The organism is Nonomuraea sp. NPDC050540 (genome assembly GCF_044457485.1).
Lineage (GTDB): Bacteria > Actinomycetota > Actinomycetes > Streptosporangiales > Streptosporangiaceae > Nonomuraea.
The window spans coordinates 351,445-370,322 of record NZ_JBITHA010000001.1 but is presented as its reverse complement, the minus strand read 5'-3'; the positions used below and the strand labels follow the sequence as shown (position 1 = coordinate 370,322).

Here is an 18,878-nt window from a genome sequence, read left to right as displayed (position 1 = left end):
CCTCAGTTGATACCCCCTGAGGGTATAAGCAAGACCGCTCCGCTGGCTATTCCCAGTCCCAGGGAGACCGCGGCGCAGACGTAGGCCACCCACCCGTTGCCCGCCGGCTCGCCCTCCCCGCCGGCGTACAGCGGCCGGATCCAGCGCAGGTAGTAGAACAGGCTCGCCACCGTGTTGAGCGCGGCCACCACCGCCAGCCAGGCGTAGCCGCCCTGCCACGCCGCCGCGAACACCAGCACCTTGCCGACGAACACCGCCGTGGGCGGCGTGCCCACGAGCCCCAGCAGGCAGACCACCAGCGAGAACGCCAGCCAGGGCGAACGCCTGCCCAGCCCGGAGTATTCGGAGAGCCGGTCGGTCCCGGCCGCCGCGACGACCGCGAACGCGCCCAGGTTCGTGACCGCGTAGGCGGCCACGTAGAACAGCAGCGCCGGCTCAGCCAGGTCGCCGCGGCCCGCCATCGCCACCGGCACCAGCAGGTACCCGGCCTGGCTCACGGTCGAGTACGCCAGCAGGCGGCGCACGTTGTCCTGCGCGAAGGCGGCCAGGTTGCCCAGCGTCATCGTCACCGCCGCCACGACCGCCAGCAGCATGGGCTGGTCGAAGACGTCCTGGGCCAGCCGGTACAGCGCCACGAACGCGCCCGCCTTGGGCACCGTCGTCAGGAACGCCGCCACCGGCCTGGAGGCGCCCTCGGCGGCGTCGGGCACCCAGAAGTGGCCCGGTACGCCGCCCGCCTTGACCAGCATCCCGGCCAGCAGCAGCACGACGGCCACGCCGGGGGCGGCGCGGTCCAGCTCGGGGTAGGCGGTGGCGCCGGCCGTACCGTAGACGAGGGTGACGCCGGCCAGCATGAGCACGCCGAGGAAGGCGCCGAGCAGGTAGTACTTCAGCGCCGCCTCGGTGCCCGCGGCGTCCTTGGCGAAGCCGGTGAGCGCGTAGGCGGGAATGCTCGCCAGCAGGTACGCGGCCACCAGCACCAGCAGGTCGTCGGCCCCCGCCAGCACCAGCGCGCCGAGCGCGGCCAGCATGACCAGCGTGTACACCTCGCTCTCCCGCCGGTCGCCGCGGGCCCAGGATCTGGCCAGGGGGAGCACGAGCAGGGTGGTGGCGGCGACGGTGAGGCGGGCGACGTTCGTGGGCAGGTCGACGGCGAACGACTCGAAGGCCATCACGTCAGGGCCGCCGACGACGGCCAGCGTCGCGGCGAGCGAACCGGCCAGGGCCGCGGCGCAGATCCAGGCCACGACGCCCTGCCGTTCGCGCGGCACGAACAGGCCGGTCAGCAGGCCGAGCACCGCCCCGGCCAGGATGAGCAGCTCGGGGAGCAGGTCGAGCGGGTTCTCCGCCATGCCGGTCATCGGCTCACCAGGCCCACCAGCACGGCGGAGAAGGGTTCGACCGGGTCCAGCAGCCAGCGCGGAGCCAGGCCGATGACCAGGGACAACACCAGGAGCGGCGCGACGGCCGCCAGCTCGCGCGGCCGTACGTCGGAGATCTCCAGCTCGCCCGGCGCGCCGAGGAAGGCGCGGTGGAAGACGCGCAGCAGCAGCGCGGCGGTGATGAGGATGCCGAGGATGGCCAGCACTCCCGCCACGACCGCGCCCGCCCCGATCACGCCGGTGAAGATCTGGAACTCCGCGATGAAGCCCGACAGGCCCGGCAGGCCGAGTGAGGCGAACGCGGCGACCGCCACCATCGTGGTGAACACCGGAGCGGTCCCGGCGATCCCCCCGTATTTGCCGATGTCATAGCTTCTGGCCCGATCCCAGAGCACGCCGGTCAGCAGGAACAGCGCCCCCGTGATCAGCCCGTGGCTGACCATCTGCGTGACCGCGCCGCTGACCGCGAGTTCCCTGGCCCGCTCGGCGCCCGGGGCCAGCCCGGCCGCGCCGAGCGCCAGCACGATGTAGCCCATGTGGTTGACCGAGGTGTAGGCGATCAGGCGCTTGAGGTCGTCCTGGGCGAGGGCGACCAGCGCGCCGTAGAGCACGCTGACCACGCCCACCGCCATGATCACCCAGGCGTACGCGCGCCACGCCTCCGGCAGCATCGGCATCGCGATCCTGGCGAAGCCGTACGTGCCCATCTTGAGCAGCACGCCGGCGAGGATCGCCGAGCCCGCGGCCGGGGCGTCGGTGTGCGCGGGCGGCAGCCACGTGTGGAACGGCACCGTCGGCGTCTTGACCGCCAGCCCCACCCCGATCGCCAGCAGCACCACCGCCGGGACCATGGGCGGCTCAGCGGTCAGCTCGACCATGTCGAACGTCCCGCCGCCCAGGTAGAGGCCGATGAAGCCGAGCAGCAGCGCGAGCGAGCCGAGGAAGGTGTACAGGAAGAACTTCAGCGCCGACCTGGCCCGGTCGCCGTGGCCCCAGCCGGCGATCACGAAGTACATGCCGACGATCGACAGGTCGAAGAAGACGAAGAAGACCAGCAGGTCGAGCGCGGCGAACAGGCCGATGGAGACGGTCTGCAGGAACAGGAACAACGCCGCGTACGATCTCGGCCGGCGTGTCTCGCGCCACGAGTAGATGGCGCACAGCAGGAACAGCACCGCCGTCATCGCGATCAGCGGCAGCGACAGCCCGTCCACGCCGACGTGGTAGCCGGCGCCGACCGACGGGATCCAGCGCAGCCGGGTCTCGTAGCCGATGCCGCCGTCGTAACCCAGCCACATGGCCACGACCAGCGCCAGGTCCACGGCCGTGGCGCCCAGCCACACCCAGCGGGCGCTGACCCGGGGCACCACCAGCAGGGCCGCGGCCACCAGGGGCAGGAAGATCACCAGATCGAGCACGCTCACCTCACCAACGCGATCGCGACGGCCAGGATGATCAGGCCGACGGCGGCCTGGGCGAGGTAGGTGTGCACCTGGCCGGTCTGCGGGCGCCTGGCCAGCCGCCCCAGCCCCAGGGCGGCGGCGCCGACCGCCCGCACCACGCCGTCCACGCCCATCTCGAACGGCGTGCGCGCCAGCCTGGCCGCCGCCATTCCCAGCCTCGGCACCGCCTCGACGGCGCCGTCGACCACCCGGTCGTCGAACCACGCCGCCCCTCTGGCCAAGGAGAGCAGCGGCCGCCACACCACGGCCCGCGCCGCCGCCTCCAGTCCCAGCCAGCCCGTCAGCGGGCGGGGCTCGGGCGGGCGTACCAGCGCGGTGAGCACGGCGGCGGCGGCCAGCGCCCCCGACAACGCCAGCGATCCCGCGTCCACCCGCGCGGCGCCGGGGTCGCCCAGCAGCCCGGACCACCACTCCCAGACCGCGGGCAGCCCGACGACGCCCAGCACGGCGGCGCCCACCGCCAGAACCGGCAGCGGCGCCCAGGAGAGCGTCTCCGATGGCCGCCCGTCCGAGCGGGAACCCCGCCAGACCGCGACCAGCGCCCTGCCCGCGTAGGCGGCCGACAGCGCACCGGCGGCCAGCCCGACCGCGTGCAGCCAGGGGTCGTGAACGGCCGCCAGCACGCTGTCCTTCGTCACCCACAGCGACAGCGGCGGCAGCCCGGCCAGCGCCAGGGCGCCCACGGCGAAGCTCGCCCCCACCACCGGATAGCGGCGGCCCGCCCCGCGCAGCCCGGACAGGTCCTTGGTGCCGAGGACGGTCAGCCACGCGCCCGCGCCCAGGAACAGCAGGCTCTTCACCGCCGCGTGCGCCACCAGATGAGCCGCGCCCCCGGCCACCGACCCCATCACCATGAACCCTAGCTGCGCGCACGTGGAGGCGGCCAGAAGCTGCTTGAGGTCGCGCTGGGCCAGCGCCACGCCGCCGAGCAGCAGCGCGGTCAGCCCGCCCGCCCAGGCCACCAGCGGCCCCGCCCACCCCGTCGCGACGAGCAGGGGCTGCACCCTCAGCAGCAGGTACGCCCCCGCGGCCACCATCGTCGCCGAGTGCAGCAACGCCGAGACCGGGCTCGGACCGGCCATGGCCCGCGACAGCCAGAAGGAGAACGGCAGCTGGGCCGACTTGCCGAGCGCGGCCAGCACGATCCCGCCCGCCACCAGGTCCCGCCACGGCTGCGCCAGCTCGGGCAGCCCGGCCAGCCCGAGCACCTGCCCGGACGTCCCGCCCGCCGCGTACGCGGCGAAGGCGGCGCCCGCGGCCACGTACAGGCCGAGGTCGCCCGCGCGCGTGGTCACGAACGCCACCCCCGCCGAGGTCACCCGGTCGCCGTCGCGCCACCAGTAGCCGATGAGCGCGTACGACATCGCGCCCATCACCTCCCACCCCATCAGCAGCACGGTCAGCTCGGTCGCGGTGACGGTCGCGAGCATCGCGCCGACGAAGATCAGCATGAGGCCGTAGAACCTGGCCTCCCGCAGCTCGCCCGTGGCGAACACCAGCACCGCCAGCGCCACCGCCGCCACGGTCACCACCATCACGGCCGACAGCCCGTCGACCGCGAAGCCGGAGGTGAAGACCAGGGGGAAGCTCGTCGTGGGCCGGGCCACGGCGGCCCAGACGGCCAGCGCGAGGGTGGCCGCCGCGGTGGTGACGGCTGTGGCGCGCGGGGCCCGCCGTACCAGGAGGAGCAGGGCGCCGGCGGCCGCGGGCAGGATCCAGATCATCCCTTGAGGTCCCCCGCGCCGTCGGTGGTGTCCACGTCCCGGGCGCGGAAGATGGCGGTGGTCACGGCGAAGCCCATCGCCATCTCCAGTGCCATCACGGTGACCGCGACGAGCACGAGGACCTGGCCGTCGGCCGTCCGGGGTGCCACGAAGTACCAGAAGGCGCCGCCGGCCACGATGAGGCCGTTGATCATGAGCTCCAGGCCCATCATGAGCATGACGATCGACTGCTGGGACAGCGCGCCGTACAGGCCGATCGCGAACAGCGCGGCGGCCAGCAGCAGGAAGCCCTCAAGCGTCATAACGGCCCCGCCGCGTCGCCAGCACCACCGTGGAGATCATCGTGGCCAGGATCGCGACCCCGATGACCATCATGACCAGCATCTTCTGCCCCATGATCGACATGCCGAGAGCCTCGGTGGGGTCGGGCGGCGGCGCACCCCTGCGGTCCGGCCAGTCGGCCAGGAAGATCCCGGCCACCAGCAGTGCGAACACCGCGACGGAGATGGCCGCCGCGCCCTTCTTGTTGTGCAGCATCGACATGGGCATCAGCCCCGCCGGGTTCATCATGAACATGATCATGAAGACGGCCATCACCAGCATCTCCATGATCATCATCAGGATGATCAGCGCACCGAGATAGCGCAGGTCGATCAGGAAGAACGTCGCCCCGACCGCGATCAGCGAGGCCAGCAGGGCGAACGTGGCCCGCGCCATCGAATCCACCACGAACACCGCGATCCCGCTCGCCACCGCGAGCACCGCCAGGATCCAGAACGCCATCACATCACCACGATCCCGACGACGAGCAGTTGCAGCAGGGACAGCGGGATGAGCACCATCCAGGCGAACGTCATGAACCTGTCCATCCGTACGACCGGCACCCGCCGCCCGATCCCCGCGAACAAGGCCAGCACGGCCACGGTCTTCACCGCCGTCCACGCCCACGCGGGCAGCCAGGGTCCGGCCCCGCCGCCCAGGAAGAGCGGCACCGCCGCCGCGGCCGCCACCACCAGCAGCGCGTAGCGCCCGGCGAGGAACACCAGCCGATCCGGCCCGGCCAGCTCGGCCGTCACCCCACCGGCGATGCCGGCCCCCGCCGGCTCCCCCATCGGCCCCCAGAACGCCATGGCCAGGGCCGAGATCAGGTACACGAGGAACGCCACCGGCATCCACACCACGAACCAGAGCCCCCGCTGAGCCGCCACCACGTCGGCGAACCGCAGCGACCCCGCCCCCAGCGCCACCGTGATCAGCGCGAACATGTGCGGCAGCTCGTAGGCCAGCCCCTGGGCCACGAACCGATACCCCCCGACCAGCGGGAAGACCGAGTTCGCCCCCCAGCCGGCCAGCCACACCGCCGCCCACGCGCCGACCTCCATCGCGTTGAACCACACGATCCCCACGCCCAGGTCCAGCACCGCCCGCTCGCCCACGGGCAGCACGAGCGCGGCCAGCACCGCGACGACCGGCAGCGTCACCACGCCGAGCCGGGTGAGCGGCAGATCGGGCAGAAGCGTGCGCCGGCGCTGCACGACCAGCCCGCGCGCGACACCCGCCCAGTTCCTCTCGCCGAGGGCGATGGCGGCCACCAGCACCCCGAGCCCACCCACCAGCCCGGCCACCTCACCCACGCTCCTCACCTCGTTCATGGGCCGCCTCGGGGGAGAGCTGGGCCAGATCGGGATCGAGGCTGGCCACGATCAGCCTCGCCTCGGCCAGTTCGGCGCCCTCCAGAAGTCCGGGCAGGAGTTCCAGAGCGCCCCGGCTCCACCCGGCCGACCCAGGGCCGTCTCCCCGGTCGTCTCCCCGCAGTCCCTGGTCGTCTCCCGGCGGTCCCCCGTCTACGGTCAGCGGTGTGCGGTCCTGTAGCCGCCCGATCGCGTCACCGGCCGCGTCCAGCCGACGGTGGACCCGGTCCAGCACGTCTCCGGCCAGGAAGGCGTGATCCCTGTCGACCTGGCCGAGCCCACGCAGCATCCAGGCGAGCACCCGCGACCTCCGCACCCGCCGGGCGAAGCGCGCGTAGCCGGCGACCACGTCCCCGTCGTCGCGCGGGAGGCGGTCGTGTAGGAGACGGTCGCGTAGCAGGCGGGCGTGTAGGAGACGGTCGCGTAGCAGGCGGGCGTGTGGGAGACGGTCGTGTAGCAGGCGGTCGCGCAGGTGGCGGGCGGTACGGGCGGCGTCGGGCCAGCCGGCCACGGCGAGGAGGCGGCCGAGGCTGTCGAGGTGTGCCGCGGCCCGGCGGCGTTCGGCGGCGCCCCGGGTGACCGGCTCGCCCTCGGCGGCGGCCAGCCAGGGCTCGTCCCAGAAGCTCCGCCCGGCCCCGGGACGCCCCGTCACCACGACGGCCCGCTGGATGACGTCACCCTGCATGACCGTCTCGACGACGAGCCCGTCCGGCCAGTCCGCCAGCACCGGCCCGAGAGGCACGTGCAGCCGGTCAAGCATGAGCCCGTCCCGATCCGGCCCACGCCCGGCCATCGCCACCCCGCCCACAACCCCCATATGACCCTCATGCCCGCCCGAGGACCCGCCGGAGTGCCCGCCCGAGGACCCGCCCGAGGGGCCGCCGGAGTGCCCGCCCGAGGGGCCGTGCTCGTCCTTGGGTGTTTCCGTGGGGGTGAGCATGGCGCCCGCGCCGCACGACATCGTGTGCTCGGCCTCCTCGGGCCGCCAGGCCGTGGTGAGATGTTCCGCCGCGTCCCGTAGCTGGGCGGTCTCGTCGGCCAGTGACTCGCGGGCCCGTTCCAGCGCGGCCCGCACCTCCTCCGCCGTCGCGTCCGCGGGCAAGGACACGCGGGCCCTCGGCCCCGGCACGTCGTTCCACACGGTGTCGGCCGCCGCGGCCAGCCTCTCTCCCAGCGGCCCGCAGGTCACCAGGACCGCGGCCGCCGCGGGTGAGCGGGCCTGTGGCCAGCCGCACGCCTCGACCAGCAGACGAAGGCGCGTGCCGTACGGCCCGGCGACCACCAGAACCGCCGGCCGGGAGGCGGCGCGCCGCAGCAGCCACCCCCTCAGACCCACCGCAGCGCGCCTTCGCGCCAGGCGTAGACCACCCCGGCCATCAGCAACCCGAGGAAGAGGAACATCTCCACCACCGCGACCGTCCCCACCTCGGCCACGACCAGCGCCCACGGGTACATGAACACCATCTCCATGTCGAAGGCCAGGAAGATGAGCGTCCCGGCGTACCAGCGCACGTGGTAGCGGGACAGGGCGTGCTCGGCCGGCCGCGCACCCGACAGGTACGGCCCCGCGCGCAGCACTCCCCGCGGCGCGACGACCAGCGAGACGCAGTAGACGCCCGCGATGCCGACCGCGAGCAGGATCAGCACGACGAGCACGCCGGCCACCCCCTCACCAAGCTACTAAGATCCGTAGTTCCCTGATGAGTGGACGCCAACCATCACGCGCGTGGCCCCCGCCGCGTCCGGCGAGGGCCACCGCCCGGCCCGCGTGACCTGCGGCGATCATCCGGACACGGTGATCGTGTCCGCCTTGTCGTCCGCCGGGGTCTCGTCCAGGGGGCGTCTGCGGGCCAGCCGTACCCCTGCCAGGGTGACCGCCGCACCGCCCAGCCCCGCCAGCAGCAGCGCGTACGGCGGGAAGCCCGCGGCCTCGTCCGCCGCCTTCCCACCAGGCGCCGAGACCGGAGCCGGGGCGAGAGCCGACGCCGGCGCCGAGGCCGGGGCCGCCACCACCCGGTCAGCGGAGCCGCCGGCCGGGAAACCGGGCGGGCGGATCGCGCCCCAGTAGTCCTTGCCGTCCCCGCGCAGGTCCTTGGGCGGCGGGTTGACCTTCAGGGCGCCGGGCACGGTGAGCGTGCCGACGTCGTGCTCCTTGAACAGCCCTTGGATGCCCTCCACCTTCCACGTGCCCTCGGGGACGGCGATCGAGGTCACGTAGTGGCCCGCTTCCGGCCGCGCCGTACCGTCGAAGGTCATGACCTTGCCGTCGGCGGCGGTCAGCCGCAGTCCCGTCTTGCCCAGGTCGCCCTCGAACGGGTGCGTGCCGTGCTGCAGCACCCAGAAGCCGACCGTGTAGGTCGTGCCGGACTGGAACCGGTCCGGCAGCGGGTCCAGATACGTCATCGCCCAGCCGCCCGCGTTCGCCGGTGCCGCGAGCCAGCCCGCCGCCAGGACCAGCGTGGCGGAGAGCACGAACAGGAGTCTTCTCATGACTACACCTCCGCTGCTTGTACACCGCGAGCGGGACCGGAGGTTCCGGGCCGTAAACTGGCGTGCATGTATGAAGTCGTCGCCGCCCTCGTCCCGCCCGCGGTCGTGGCCACGGCCTTCCTGCTCGGGGTGCGTGCCGTACTCAAGCGGGAACGCGCCGACCGCGAACACGAGCGCTCCGAGTCCGCCACCCGCCCGGCCGCCCAGTAGTTTCTAGGTAAACCCGCTGCGAGGCCGCAGAATGGAGGGGACGGCGAGGGAGCGAGGAGTCCTGCCCCGTGCCCGCCCCCAACCGCGAGAACCTGGCAGCGATGCTGGACGTGCTCGTGTACGAGAACGTGCTCATCGCCTGGCGGCGCCTGTCGTTCGGGCGATACGAGATCGTGTCCAGGGACGGCGAGGAGATCATCCTGTCCAGCGCCCACGCGGAGATGTGGGCCGTCGGCGCGTTCGCCGTCTATCTCGCGCTGGTGGACCAGGGGCGGATCAGCCCGCGCATGCCATGAGTTTCCCGTGGTGTTCCCGATCATCCGCGCCGGTCACGACGTAGGTTGGGCGGAACGCCGTTGGGAGATGTGGAGGGTCATGGCCGAGGACGAGCGCCCGAACCGGATTCATCAGCTCTTGTTCGGAGCCATGTCGCTGGCGGGGCCGCGGGTGCAGCGACGGCTGCTGCGCGGGTACTTCGATCTCTGGCACATCCGCGCCGACCCGTGGAGCGTCACGGTGGACGCGTACGAGCGGGAGAAGTACAAGGCCACGCTGGAGCAGGTGCCCAGGCGTGACTACAGCCGGGTCCTCGACGTGGGGTGCAGCGAGGGCTGCTTCACGATGCTCGCCTCCGCGGCGCACCCGGAGGCCGAGACGGTCGGGGCGGACATCTCCCACCGCGCCCTGCGCCGGGCCCGCGAGCAGGCGGCCCGCACCGGGTCGTCGGCCACGTTCGTGCGCCTGGACATCCTGACCGAGGACGCGGGCGGGCCGTACGACCTGATCTTCGTCGGCGAGCTGCTCTACTACCTGGGCAACACCCCCGCGGTGGCCGACCGGCTCGCCGGGCTGCTGGAGCCCGGCGGCCACCTCGTCCTCACCCACTCCCGCCCGCAGGCCCGCCTCCTGCACACCCACTTCGACGGCCATCCTCAGCTGAGGAGCCTGTCGAACGAGGACGGCGAGCACGACGGCCGCTTCTACAACGTCGCGGTCTACGAGCGGACCTGAGGGCTTCCCGGAGCCTCCGGGAAGCCCTCCACGCTCAGAGGCGTTCGAGGAGCGCGCGCATCTGGGCCACCTCGGCCTGCTGGGCCGTCTCGATGGCCTTGGCCAGTTCCTTGGCCTCGGGGTCCGCGCCCTGCTGCTGCTCGGTCCTCGCCATGTCGATCGCGCCGTTGTGGTGGGCGATCATGAGCTCGGCGAACATCCGGTCGAACGCCGCCCCCTTGGCCGCGGCGAGCTTCTTCATGTCGTCCTCCGACATGATTCCGGGCATGGCGTGGTCCATGCCGCCGGTGGGCAGGGGCTTGCCCCACTCCTGGAGCCAGCCCTGCATGGTCTGGATCTCCGGGTCCTGCGCCGCCTTGATCTTCGCGGCCAGGTCCTTGATCTCCTTGTCGGCGGCGCGGCCCACGGCGAGGTCGGCCATCTCGACCGCCTGCCGGTGGTGCGGGATCATCATCTGCGCGAACATGACGTCCGCGTCGTTGAAGGCGGCGGAGGTCGCCGATGAGGTCGAGGTCGCGGCGGCCGGTGCGGGCGGCTCGCTCCCCCCGCAGGCGGTGAGCAGGACGAGCGCCCCCGCTCCCGAGGCGACGGCCAGCGAGATCCGGCGAGACGTACTGATGAACATGGTGAACTGAACTCCCGTCAAAGATGAGATAAGGCCTGACGAACACCAGGTCGGCCTATATGCGCATCACGGAGAGTTCGGTGAGCCGAGGCGGCGCCCGCGCCACCCCACGCACCCGCCACGTCCGGCGGACGGCCCGCAGGGGCCACGGCAGCATCCCGGCCCACACGACGGCGAGCAGCAAGAACACCATCGACGTCAGTACGGCCAGGCACACCACCCCGGGATCCAGCCCCGGCAGTCCATTCCCCTGGTCCAGCGCCACCGGCGCCTGTGCCACGGCGGCATGCCCCTTGTCATGGGAGAGGTGGCCGAGCGTGTGCATCCCGCACACCCCGACCACGAGCAGGACGAGCAGCAGCGTCCGCCCGAGCCGAAGCACCATGCTCACCCCCAAAACAACTACCAAAAATAGTAGCAAGGGCCGGGCGCTGCAGCACCCGGCCCCACCACCTCGCACACCGTTCAGACCACGACGGCCTCGTAGCCCACCTCTTCCACGACGTCGATGATCCGCGCGTCGGCCACACCGTCGGCGGTCACGGTCACCCGCCCGGTCGCCAGCTCCACGTCCACCTGGGACACGCCGTCAACCTTGCCGATCTCGCCCTTCACCTTGTTGGCGCAGCCGTTGCAGGTCATCCCGGTCACCGCGAACGTCGTCGTGCTCATCTCGTCCCAACCCCTTCACCATAGATACCCCCAATGGGTATGGTCAGCAACATACGCACCCGACAGCCGGGAGCGCAAGTCCTGCCAATATACCCTTAGGGGGTATAGTCCTCCCCCATGCGAACCCTCAACAAGATCATCGTGGTGGGCGCCTCGCTCGCCGGCCTGCGTGCCGTGCAGTCGCTGCGCCAAGAAGGCTTCGACGGCGAGATCACCCTCGTCGGCGCCGAGACACACCCGCCCTACAACCGGCCGCCGCTGTCCAAGGGCCTCCTGCGCGGCGACGACGACATCCTCCTGCCCGGCGCCGGCGAGCTTGACGACTCGTGGTCGCGCGGACGCACCGCCGTACACCTGAATCCCGCGACCAGGACGCTCACCCTCGACGACGGCGCCGAGCTCGGCTACGACGGCCTGGTCATCGCCACCGGCGCCCGCCCGCGCCCGATGGAGGCGGCGCACACGCTGCGGACCCTGGAGGACGCGCTGGCCCTGCGCGCCGAGCTGGAGCGCGGGCACGAGCACGTGGTGGTGGTCGGCGCCGGGTTCATCGGCGGGGAGGTCGCCTCCACCGCCCGCGAGCTGGGGCTCAAGGTCACGCTGATCGACTCGGGCCGCTACCCGATGCACGCGGGCCTGGGTGACGTGACGGCCGCGTGGCTGGCCGGGCTGCACGAGCGCAGCGGCGTCGAGCTGATCTCGGGCGTCCGGGTGCGCGCGGTCGAGGAGGGCCGGGTGCGGCTGGCCGACGGGCGCGCGATCCCGGCCGGCCTGGTGGTGGCGGGCCTGGGCGTGGTGCCGAACACCGAGTGGCTCGACGGCAGCGGGCTGCCCGTCGACGACGGGGTGCTGGTGGAGGAGACGCTGTTCGCGCGCGGGTCCGCGCGGATCGTGGCCGCGGGCGACGTGGCGCGCTGGCCCCACAGCCTGTACGGCGGCGCCATGGTCAGAGTCGAGCACTGGTCCAACGCCAACGAGCAGGGCGCCGCCGCGGCCCGCAACCTGCTGGCCGGCCCCGGGGAGTCCCGGGCGTTCACCGACGTGCCGAACTTCGCGACCAGCGTGCACGGCAGCCGCGTCCAGACCGCCGGCCTGCCGCATCTGGCCGACACCGCGACGGTCGTGACCGGCTCGCCGGAGGAGGACCGGTTCGCGGTGGCCTTCACCCGCGAGGACGTCCTGGTCGGCGCGGTGGCCGCCAACTCCCCCAAGGATCTGATCAAGCTCAAGCGCCGCATCGCGGCCAGACAGCCCATCTACGACGACCAATAGTAGTATCTGCTCATGCCCAGAACCCTCGCCTGTCTTCTCCTGATCCTGGCCGCCACCGCCTGCGCGCGGGAACGGCCCGCCACCGAACAGGATCCCGGCATCGGCCACGTCCACGGCGTCGGCGTGGACCCGGCCGACGGCGCGGTCTACCTGGCCGCCCACTACGGGCTGTTCAAGGTCACCGGCGAGCGGAGCGCCCAGCGCGTGGCCGGGCGCGTCCAGGACCACATGGGCTTCACCGTGGTGGGCCAGAAGACGTTCCTGGCCAGCGGCCATCCCGGCGAGGCCACCCCTGACGCCCCGCCGAACCTGGGCCTGATCCGCACGACCGACGCGGGCGTCACCTGGACCACCGTCTCGGAGGAGGGCAGCGCCGACTTCCACGCGCTGGAGCCCGCCGGCGCCGACCTCTACGCGTTCGACAGCGTCACCGGCCGGGTGCGCGCCAGCGGCGACGGCGGCAGGACCTGGACGCAGGGCGCCGCGGAGCAGGTGAACGACCTGGCCTTCTCGGGCGACCGCCTCTACGCGGCCACCCGGGACGGCCTCAAGGTCAGCGCCAACCGCGGCATGGACTTCGAGCCGGTACGCAAGGCGCCCCCGCTCACCCATGTGGCGGCGGCCGGGAAGCTGACCGGTGTCGACACCGGCGGCAGGATCCATTCCAGCGGCGACGGCGGGCGTTCGTGGCGGTCGGCGGGCACCCTGCCGGGCCCCGCGGTAGCCTTCGCGGCGGTCGGCGGGAACCGCCTGCTGGCGGTCACCGAGGACGGGGTCGTGCACGACTCGGGCGACGGCGGTGGTGTGTTCAACGTACTCTTCAGACCGGCGAATACCTGATGCCCGGAGAGACCTGAATGCCCAAAATGCCGAAGACCCTCGTGATCCTGGCCGCCGTGCTCGGCGTGGTCGTGCTGGCCTACGCCGTACCGGCGATCATGCTGGCCGGAGAGGTGCCACCGGGCACCAAGGTCGCGGGCGTGGACATCGGAGGGCTCTCACCCGAGGAGGCGCGCTCGCAGCTGGAACGCGAGCTTCGCCCCCGTGCCACCCGGGCGATCGAGGTGACGGCGGCGGGCAGGAAGACCCGGCTGGAGCCGTCCGAGCTCGGCCTGTCCGTGGACGTCGCGGCCACCGTGGCGGCGGCGATGGACGGCGCCTCGACCCCGGTCGGCGTCGTGCGCTCGATCTTCGGCAGCCGCGAGCTCCAGCCGGTCGTCAAGGTGGACGAGCAGGCGCTGACCGAGCGGATCACCGCCCTGGCCAAGACCGTGGACCGCAAGCCGAAGGAAGGCGTCATCTCCTACCGGGGACTGGAGCCGCGTACGGCCATGCCGAAGAAGGGGCTGGCCCTGGACCGGGCGGCGGCGGCCGGCGTCGTGCGCCGGGCCTTCCTGGGCGACGGCGGGCCGGTGGAGCTGGTCACCAGGACGCTGCCGCCGGCCGTACCGGCGAAGGAGGTGCGCCAGGTGGCATCGACCACGGCGCGTACGGCCGTCGCGGCCGACTTCACCGTGACCAGCGGCACCCGCGAGGCGGCGATCACCCGCGCCGAGATGGCCGCGGGCCTGAGCTTCACCGGCGACGGCGGCACGCTGAAGCCGGCCTTCGACGCCAAGGCGGTGGCCCCCGGCCTGGAGAAGCGGCTCGTCGAGGCGGGCCAGCTCCCCCGCGACGCCACCTTCAAGATCGTGTCCGGGCGGCCGAAGGTCGTGCCCGCGCGCGACGGCAAGGGCATCGACGACAAGGAGCTCGGGACGGCCGTGGCCGAGGCGGTGGCGGCCGGCGAGCGCACCGCCAAGGCGCCGGTCAAGGTCACGCCGGCCAGGCTGACCACCGAGGCGGCGGGCAAGCTGGGCGTCAAGGAGCGGGTCGCCTCCTACACCTCCAACCACCCGTGCTGCGCGCCGCGCGTGACCAACATCCACACGATCGCCGACATCGTCGACGGCCACGTGGTGAAGCCCGGCGAGACGTTCTCACTCAACGGCCTGGTCGGCAAGCGTGACAAGGCCCGCGGGTTCGTCGAGGCGCCCATGATCCTCAACGGCCGCTTCGTGGACGACGTGGGCGGCGGCGTCTCCCAGTTCGCCACCACGATGTTCAACGCGGTCTTCTTCGGCGGCTTCGAGGACGTCCAGCACATGCCGCACATGTACTACATCTCGCGCTACCCGGCGGGCCGCGAGTCGACGGTGTCCTACCCGCAGCCGGACTTCCGGTGGAAGAACGACTCCAAGTACGGCGTGCTGATCAAGACCTCCTACACCTCGACCTCGATCACCGTGCAGTTCTGGAGCACCAAGCGGTACGAGGTCGAGTCGCAGAGCTCCGCCCGCTACAACATCAAGAGCTTCCCCACGCTGAAGGAGTCCGGGCCCAAGTGCCAGCCGATGAGCGGCGTCCAGGGCTTCACGATCGACGTGTGGCGGATCTTCAAACGGGACGGCAAGGAACTGCGCAGGCAGAAGTTCACCACCGTCTACCAGCCCGAGCCCAAGCTCACCTGCACCCCCTGAGTCAGCGGGGCTGGTAGACACAGCGCTGCCCGGTCTGCACGGTCGCGCGCAGTTCGGCCCCGATGACCGGGTCCGCCTCCGCGATCCGGCCGATCGCCCGCCGGATCGCCTTGCCCACCGAGATCCTGGCCCGCTCGTCGGTGCCGGCGAACGACCGGGTCCGCCCGCCCAGCCCCGCCGCCGCCGCCAGCTCCGTGACCAGCCAGTCGTGCTCGGCACGCAGCGCCGTGGCGCGTTCCAGGTCGTTCATGGACTCCAGTTCGTCGATGTCGTCCTGCAACTGGCCGAGCCGTTGCTGGTAGGCGCGCTTGGCCTCCTCGTCCAGCAGCGGCTGGGTGGAGACCGCCTCGGTCGCGGCCGGCCCGGTGACCAGGTCACCGGCCCGGACCTCGCGCCCGGGGTTGGCCAGCAAGGTCGCCAGATGGCCCATGCCCACGCTGTGGTCCACGTGCGCGCAGCGGGTGCCGAACTCGAACTGCCACTGCGGCCCGCGCCTCCTGCACACCACCTTTCCGGTACGGCGGGCCGTACCGGAGGGCGAGGCGGGCAGCGCCATCCCCATCTCGGCCGCCTCCTGCGCGGCCAGTTCCAGCTCCCGCTCGGCCGGTTCGCCGCGCAGGGCGAGGGCCTGGCCGAGCCGCCAGCGCGACAACGCCACGGCGGGCCAGTGCCCGAGCGCCAGGTTGGCCCGGACGGCCTCGCCGAAGTGGATCACGGCGCGGGCGAGGTCACCGGTGGTCAGGCTGGCGACGCCCAGCGGGTGGTGCACCGAGCCGAGGCAGGCCACGCCCAGGCTGGTGATCGCCGGCAGGTGGGCGTAGGGCCGCAGCAGCTCGTACGTCTGGGTGGACAGGTCGGCGTCGCCCAGCAGGTGGGCCGCCTCGGCCACGCCGTACAGGGTGGTCAGCCACACGCTGGAGCTGGGCAGGCGGGCGAGGTCCTGACCGCGCAGGCGCGCCAGCATGTTGACGGCCAGGCGGTGCTCCCCCGCCCCCGCGGCCGCCGTGGCGGTGGCGGCGAGGTAGGAGTAGTCGAGGACGCCGAGCACCGAGGAGTTCACCAGCTCGGTGAGGATCGGCAGCAGCTCGGGCAGGCGCCCCTGGTACCAGCGCACGATCGCCACCTGGCCGCTGGGCCAGCCCGCGGCGTCGATGTCGCCGGCCCGCGCGCCGCGTTCCCCGCTCTCCGCGGCGAGCTTCTCGGCCTGGGCGAAGCGGCCGGCCCTGATGGCGAGCATCACGTCGATCGCGCTGACGATGAAGCCGACGGCCAGGTGGTCGGTCTCGTCCAGGAGCGCGCGCAGCTCGTCGAGCGAGCGTCCGGCGTGCGGGTGGCCGGCCAGGAACAGGTCGACGGTCCGCCACATCAGCCCCATCATCAGGTCGCCGCGGCGGCCGGTCCTGCTGGCCTGGCCGATCATGTCCTCGGCGAGCTCGTGGCGTAGCACGCCGTGCTCGGGGCCGAGGACGCAGTGGTGGGCGAGGCTGAGCGTCTCGGCCAGCGCCACCGGGTCGCCCGAGTGCCTGGCCTGGGTGAGCATGGCCAGGATCGCGGCGTGGCGGCCCGCGCGGTAGTCCTCCTCGCCGCACAGGCGGGCGCGCAGCCGTAGCGCCAGCGGCGAGCGCGGGTCGATCAGGGTCAGGGCATGGCGCTGCCGTACGCGGATCGTCTGCGCCTCGGCGGCGGTGCGGTGCTCGTGCACCCAGATGCCACCGAGGCCGAGTGCCGCCCTGGCGAGCGCCACGGCGTCGCCGTCGCACTCCGCCTCGTGATAGGCGGCGTCAAAGTGGTGACGTGCGGTGTTCAGGTCCCCCTCGGCGTGCAGAGCACGCTCGCCCTCGATCAGGGAGATCGTCGCCGTCCCGCATGCCCCCCATTCTCGCACCGTGCTCACAAGTCAACCCTCTCCGGTTCATGTGATTACGGGGCCCCCTTAGTTGAAGATGTCACTATAATAGAACTTCCGTCTAGTACTTTTCCGGCGTCGGCATGTTTCCCGCCACATCCGGAAACGTCAGTGGCCGTGCCCGTGGCCGTGCCCCACGGTGACCCCGGACGGCACGCCCGCCGGCACCAGGACCGACGAGACCACGGCCGCCACCGCGGCCACGATCACGCACAGCAGCAGCGCCCCGGTGAAGCCCTCGACGCCGGACGCCCCGGGCGCGAGGCTCGCCGCGGCCATCGTGGAGACCACCGCCACCCCGATCGACCCGCCGAGCTCGTGGAAGGTGTTGATCACGCCGGAGGCGACGCCCGCCTCACCGGCGGGCACGTTGGCCATGGTCGTGGTCGTCGCCGTGACGAACGCCGGCCCGATCCCGAACGCCGCCAGCACGAACCCGGGCACCAGCGTGGTCCAGACGCTCGCGTCCGGCGAGATCCGCGTCATCAGGGCCGCGCCGGCCGCGGTCAGCGCGAACGACACCAGCGCCACCGGCCGCCCGCCGACCTTCCCGACCAGCCGTCCGCCGAGGTGCGCCCCGAGCGTGATCGCGACGGCCACCGGCAGGAAGATCAGCCCGGTCGTCAGCGCGTCGTAGCCGAGAACGTGCTGCAGGTAGAGCGAGCTGACGAAGAACAGCCCGAGCATCAGGCCCGTGGCCGCCAGCATCACGAACGTCCCCGAGACCACGGCCCGCCTGGCCATCGTCTCGGCCCGCATCAGCGGCGTCCGCACGTTCCGCTCGACCAGCACGAACAGCCCGTAACCGAGTACGGCCCCGCCCAGCGCGGCCAGCGTGGAGAACGCGCCCCACCCGGCGTCGCCCGCGCCGACCAGCCCGTAGATGAGCAGCGCGGTGGCCAGCGTCACCGTCGCCGCCCCCGGCACGTCGACCCGGCGGCCGCCGGCATGGGCCTCGTCCCGTCCGACGAGCCGGGGCAGCGCCGCCAGGACCGCCAGCCCGATCGGGACGTTGACGTAGAAGACCCAGCTCCACCCCGGCCCCGCGGTCAGCAGCCCGCCGGCCAGGACGCCGACGGCCGCGCCGGACCCGCCGATGGCGCCCCAGACTCCCAGCGCCCGGTTGCGCAGCTCGCCGTGGTAGGTCCTGGTGATGACGGCCAGCGCGGACGGCGACATCAGCGCCGCCCCGACCCCCTGGAACGCCCGCCCGGCGATCAGCGTCGCCCCGTCGCCCGCCACCCCGCACACCAGCGAGGCCGCGGCGAACACCCCGAGCCCGGCCAGCAGCGTGCGCCGCGCGCCGAAGGCGTCGGCCAGCCGCCCGCCGAGCACCATCAGCCCGCCGAACACCAGCGTGTAGGTCGTCACCACCCAGGTCAGCGCCTCCCGGTCGAGCCTGAGCTCCGTCCCGATCGTGGGCAGCGCCACCTGCACCACCGTGATGTCGACGATCAGCATGAACTGCGCCAGCCCCAGCAGTCCCAGTACGGCCCAGCGGCCCATGACCACCACCTCCATAAGTCGAACATAGATGTTCAGATTATCGAGACCCTACCCCCGTAAGGCATGGGAGGAAATACGGTAGGGGGGTATGACGTTGCGATGGGTGACGAGAGGACGGGGTCACATGAACGGATACACCGAGAACAAGCAGGAGCACCTACGGCGGCTGCGCAGGATCGAAGGCCAGGCCAGGGGCCTTCAGCGGATGGTCGAGGACGACAAGTACTGCATCGACATCCTCACCCAGGTGTCGGCGACGACCAGCGCCCTGCAGTCGTTCGCCCTGGCGCTCCTGGAGGAGCACATGGCGCATTGCGTCGCCGAGGCCACCAAGAAGGGCGGCGAGGAGGCGCAGCTGAAGGTCAAGGAGGCGGCCGACGCGATCGCCCGCCTCGTCCGGTCCTGAG

Annotated in this window: 21 protein-coding genes; 7 read left to right on the top strand and 14 right to left on the bottom strand. The window is 72.4% G+C overall.

Translation table 11 applies throughout. The features are described 5' to 3' along the window. Window positions 1-2: 2 nt before the first annotated feature. The 9 genes from ACIBI5_RS01715 to ACIBI5_RS01675 form a co-directional block, all read right to left on the bottom strand. Window positions 3-1,361: an NADH-quinone oxidoreductase subunit N gene (locus ACIBI5_RS01715; RefSeq protein ID WP_397242110.1), complete on the bottom strand. Its 1,359-nt coding sequence runs from the start codon at window positions 1,359-1,361 to the stop codon at window positions 3-5. Continuing rightward, window positions 1,358-2,806: a NuoM family protein gene (locus ACIBI5_RS01710; RefSeq protein ID WP_397242108.1), complete on the bottom strand. Its 1,449-nt coding sequence runs from the start codon at window positions 2,804-2,806 to the stop codon at window positions 1,358-1,360. Before ACIBI5_RS01710 ends, ACIBI5_RS01715 begins: the two co-directional genes overlap by 4 nt. After that, window positions 2,803-4,569 (bottom strand): proton-conducting transporter membrane subunit, encoded by a 1,767-nt coding sequence (locus ACIBI5_RS01705; RefSeq protein WP_397242106.1) that lies wholly within the window; start codon window positions 4,567-4,569, stop codon window positions 2,803-2,805. The genes ACIBI5_RS01710 and ACIBI5_RS01705 overlap by 4 nt, the downstream gene beginning before the upstream one ends. Continuing rightward, window positions 4,566-4,871 (bottom strand): NADH-quinone oxidoreductase subunit NuoK, encoded by a 306-nt coding sequence (gene nuoK, locus ACIBI5_RS01700; RefSeq protein WP_379609576.1) that lies wholly within the window; start codon window positions 4,869-4,871, stop codon window positions 4,566-4,568. Before nuoK ends, ACIBI5_RS01705 begins: the two co-directional genes overlap by 4 nt. Next, a complete protein-coding gene (locus ACIBI5_RS01695; protein WP_397242103.1) occupies window positions 4,861-5,352 on the bottom strand; it encodes an NADH-quinone oxidoreductase subunit J in 492 nt (163 codons plus the stop codon). Before ACIBI5_RS01695 ends, nuoK begins: the two co-directional genes overlap by 11 nt. Beyond that, the gene (locus ACIBI5_RS01690; protein WP_397242101.1) at window positions 5,352-6,221 is read right to left on the bottom strand and encodes an NADH-quinone oxidoreductase subunit H; all 870 of its coding nucleotides are present in this window, start codon (window positions 6,219-6,221) and stop codon (window positions 5,352-5,354) included. Before ACIBI5_RS01690 ends, ACIBI5_RS01695 begins: the two co-directional genes overlap by 1 nt. After that, window positions 6,196-7,596, bottom strand: coding sequence for a hypothetical protein (locus ACIBI5_RS01685; RefSeq protein ID WP_397242099.1), 1,401 nt, complete (start codon window positions 7,594-7,596; stop codon window positions 6,196-6,198). The genes ACIBI5_RS01690 and ACIBI5_RS01685 overlap by 26 nt, the downstream gene beginning before the upstream one ends. After that, entirely contained in the window at window positions 7,587-7,916 is a 330-nt protein-coding gene (locus ACIBI5_RS01680) for an NADH-quinone oxidoreductase subunit A (protein ID WP_397242097.1), read from the bottom strand. Before ACIBI5_RS01680 ends, ACIBI5_RS01685 begins: the two co-directional genes overlap by 10 nt. Window positions 7,917-8,042: 126 nt before the next feature. Then, complete coding sequence (locus tag ACIBI5_RS01675; RefSeq protein ID WP_397242095.1) at window positions 8,043-8,750, bottom strand: hypothetical protein; 708 nt, start codon at window positions 8,748-8,750, stop codon at window positions 8,043-8,045. A gap of 66 nt (window positions 8,751-8,816) precedes the next feature. Between ACIBI5_RS01675 and ACIBI5_RS01670 the strand changes: the two genes are divergently transcribed. The 3 genes from ACIBI5_RS01670 (at window position 8,817) to ACIBI5_RS01660 (ending at window position 9,971) form a co-directional block, all read left to right on the top strand. Next, complete coding sequence (locus ACIBI5_RS01670; protein ID WP_184974673.1) at window positions 8,817-8,960, top strand: hypothetical protein; 144 nt, start codon at window positions 8,817-8,819, stop codon at window positions 8,958-8,960. Window positions 8,961-9,028: 68 nt separating this feature from the next. Further along, window positions 9,029-9,256 (top strand): hypothetical protein, encoded by a 228-nt coding sequence (locus ACIBI5_RS01665; protein WP_397242093.1) that lies wholly within the window; start codon window positions 9,029-9,031, stop codon window positions 9,254-9,256. A 79-nt stretch (window positions 9,257-9,335) separates the two neighbouring features. Beyond that, window positions 9,336-9,971, top strand: a complete 636-nt coding sequence (locus ACIBI5_RS01660; RefSeq protein ID WP_397242091.1) for a class I SAM-dependent methyltransferase — start codon at window positions 9,336-9,338, stop codon at window positions 9,969-9,971. A gap of 34 nt (window positions 9,972-10,005) precedes the next feature. Here the strand turns inward: ACIBI5_RS01660 and ACIBI5_RS01655 are convergent, their stop codons facing one another. The 3 genes from ACIBI5_RS01655 to ACIBI5_RS01645 all read right to left on the bottom strand — a co-directional run bounded on the left by ACIBI5_RS01655 (window position 10,006) and on the right by ACIBI5_RS01645 (window position 11,268). Next, window positions 10,006-10,596, bottom strand: coding sequence for a DUF305 domain-containing protein (locus ACIBI5_RS01655; protein WP_397242089.1), 591 nt, complete (start codon window positions 10,594-10,596; stop codon window positions 10,006-10,008). 55 nt (window positions 10,597-10,651) lie between these two features. Next, complete coding sequence (locus ACIBI5_RS01650) at window positions 10,652-10,981, bottom strand: hypothetical protein (RefSeq protein ID WP_397242087.1); 330 nt, start codon at window positions 10,979-10,981, stop codon at window positions 10,652-10,654. An 80-nt stretch (window positions 10,982-11,061) separates the two neighbouring features. Then, complete coding sequence (locus ACIBI5_RS01645) at window positions 11,062-11,268, bottom strand: heavy-metal-associated domain-containing protein (RefSeq protein WP_184974662.1); 207 nt, start codon at window positions 11,266-11,268, stop codon at window positions 11,062-11,064. A gap of 117 nt (window positions 11,269-11,385) precedes the next feature. Between ACIBI5_RS01645 and ACIBI5_RS01640 the strand changes: the two genes are divergently transcribed. From ACIBI5_RS01640 to ACIBI5_RS01630, 3 genes are read left to right on the top strand one after another with little or no spacing between them, the layout of a single operon-like run. After that, entirely contained in the window at window positions 11,386-12,540 is a 1,155-nt protein-coding gene (locus ACIBI5_RS01640) for an NAD(P)/FAD-dependent oxidoreductase (protein ID WP_397242084.1), read from the top strand. 12 nt (window positions 12,541-12,552) lie between these two features. After that, the gene (locus ACIBI5_RS01635; protein WP_397242082.1) at window positions 12,553-13,380 is read left to right on the top strand and encodes a F510_1955 family glycosylhydrolase; all 828 of its coding nucleotides are present in this window, start codon (window positions 12,553-12,555) and stop codon (window positions 13,378-13,380) included. Window positions 13,381-13,406: 26 nt separating this feature from the next. Continuing rightward, window positions 13,407-15,059, top strand: coding sequence for a VanW family protein (locus ACIBI5_RS01630; RefSeq protein WP_397242080.1), 1,653 nt, complete (start codon window positions 13,407-13,409; stop codon window positions 15,057-15,059). Window position 15,060: 1 nt separating this feature from the next. Here the strand turns inward: ACIBI5_RS01630 and ACIBI5_RS01625 are convergent, their stop codons facing one another. Together ACIBI5_RS01625 and ACIBI5_RS01620 are read right to left on the bottom strand one after the other, a co-directional pair. Continuing rightward, window positions 15,061-16,953 carry a hypothetical protein gene (locus ACIBI5_RS01625; protein ID WP_397242078.1) on the bottom strand — a complete coding sequence of 631 codons (1,893 nt, stop codon included), beginning with the start codon at window positions 16,951-16,953 and terminating at the stop codon, window positions 15,061-15,063. A 120-nt stretch (window positions 16,954-17,073) separates the two neighbouring features. Then, complete coding sequence (locus ACIBI5_RS01620; RefSeq protein WP_397242076.1) at window positions 17,074-18,486, bottom strand: MFS transporter; 1,413 nt, start codon at window positions 18,484-18,486, stop codon at window positions 17,074-17,076. Between the two features lie 109 nt (window positions 18,487-18,595). Here ACIBI5_RS01620 and ACIBI5_RS01615 point away from each other — a divergent pair, with 109 nt between their 5' ends. Then, window positions 18,596-18,877, top strand: a complete 282-nt coding sequence (locus ACIBI5_RS01615) for a metal-sensitive transcriptional regulator (protein ID WP_379609562.1) — start codon at window positions 18,596-18,598, stop codon at window positions 18,875-18,877. Window position 18,878: the final 1 nt, after the last annotated feature.

Bases quoted from the DNA above. Each gene is read 5' to 3' on its own strand.
- ACIBI5_RS01715 (WP_397242110.1), bottom strand. From the start codon at position 1,361: ATGACCGGCATGGCGGAGAACCCGCTCGACCTGCTCCCCGAGCTGCTC.
- ACIBI5_RS01705 (WP_397242106.1), bottom strand. From the start codon at position 4,569: ATGATCTGGATCCTGCCCGCGGCCGCCGGCGCCCTGCTCCTCCTGGTA.
- nuoK (WP_379609576.1), bottom strand. From the start codon at position 4,871: ATGACGCTTGAGGGCTTCCTGCTGCTGGCCGCCGCGCTGTTCGCGATC.
- ACIBI5_RS01695 (WP_397242103.1), bottom strand. From the start codon at position 5,352: ATGGCGTTCTGGATCCTGGCGGTGCTCGCGGTGGCGAGCGGGATCGCG.
- ACIBI5_RS01690 (WP_397242101.1), bottom strand. From the start codon at position 6,221: ATGAACGAGGTGAGGAGCGTGGGTGAGGTGGCCGGGCTGGTGGGTGGG.
- ACIBI5_RS01675 (WP_397242095.1), bottom strand. From the start codon at position 8,750: ATGAGAAGACTCCTGTTCGTGCTCTCCGCCACGCTGGTCCTGGCGGCG.
- ACIBI5_RS01670 (WP_184974673.1), top strand. From the start codon at position 8,817: ATGTATGAAGTCGTCGCCGCCCTCGTCCCGCCCGCGGTCGTGGCCACG.
- ACIBI5_RS01660 (WP_397242091.1), top strand. From the start codon at position 9,336: ATGGCCGAGGACGAGCGCCCGAACCGGATTCATCAGCTCTTGTTCGGA.
- ACIBI5_RS01655 (WP_397242089.1), bottom strand. From the start codon at position 10,596: ATGTTCATCAGTACGTCTCGCCGGATCTCGCTGGCCGTCGCCTCGGGA.
- ACIBI5_RS01650 (WP_397242087.1), bottom strand. From the start codon at position 10,981: ATGGTGCTTCGGCTCGGGCGGACGCTGCTGCTCGTCCTGCTCGTGGTC.
- ACIBI5_RS01645 (WP_184974662.1), bottom strand. From the start codon at position 11,268: ATGAGCACGACGACGTTCGCGGTGACCGGGATGACCTGCAACGGCTGC.
- ACIBI5_RS01640 (WP_397242084.1), top strand. From the start codon at position 11,386: ATGCGAACCCTCAACAAGATCATCGTGGTGGGCGCCTCGCTCGCCGGC.
- ACIBI5_RS01635 (WP_397242082.1), top strand. From the start codon at position 12,553: ATGCCCAGAACCCTCGCCTGTCTTCTCCTGATCCTGGCCGCCACCGCC.
- ACIBI5_RS01630 (WP_397242080.1), top strand. From the start codon at position 13,407: ATGCCGAAGACCCTCGTGATCCTGGCCGCCGTGCTCGGCGTGGTCGTG.
- ACIBI5_RS01620 (WP_397242076.1), bottom strand. From the start codon at position 18,486: ATGGAGGTGGTGGTCATGGGCCGCTGGGCCGTACTGGGACTGCTGGGG.
- ACIBI5_RS01615 (WP_379609562.1), top strand. From the start codon at position 18,596: ATGAACGGATACACCGAGAACAAGCAGGAGCACCTACGGCGGCTGCGC.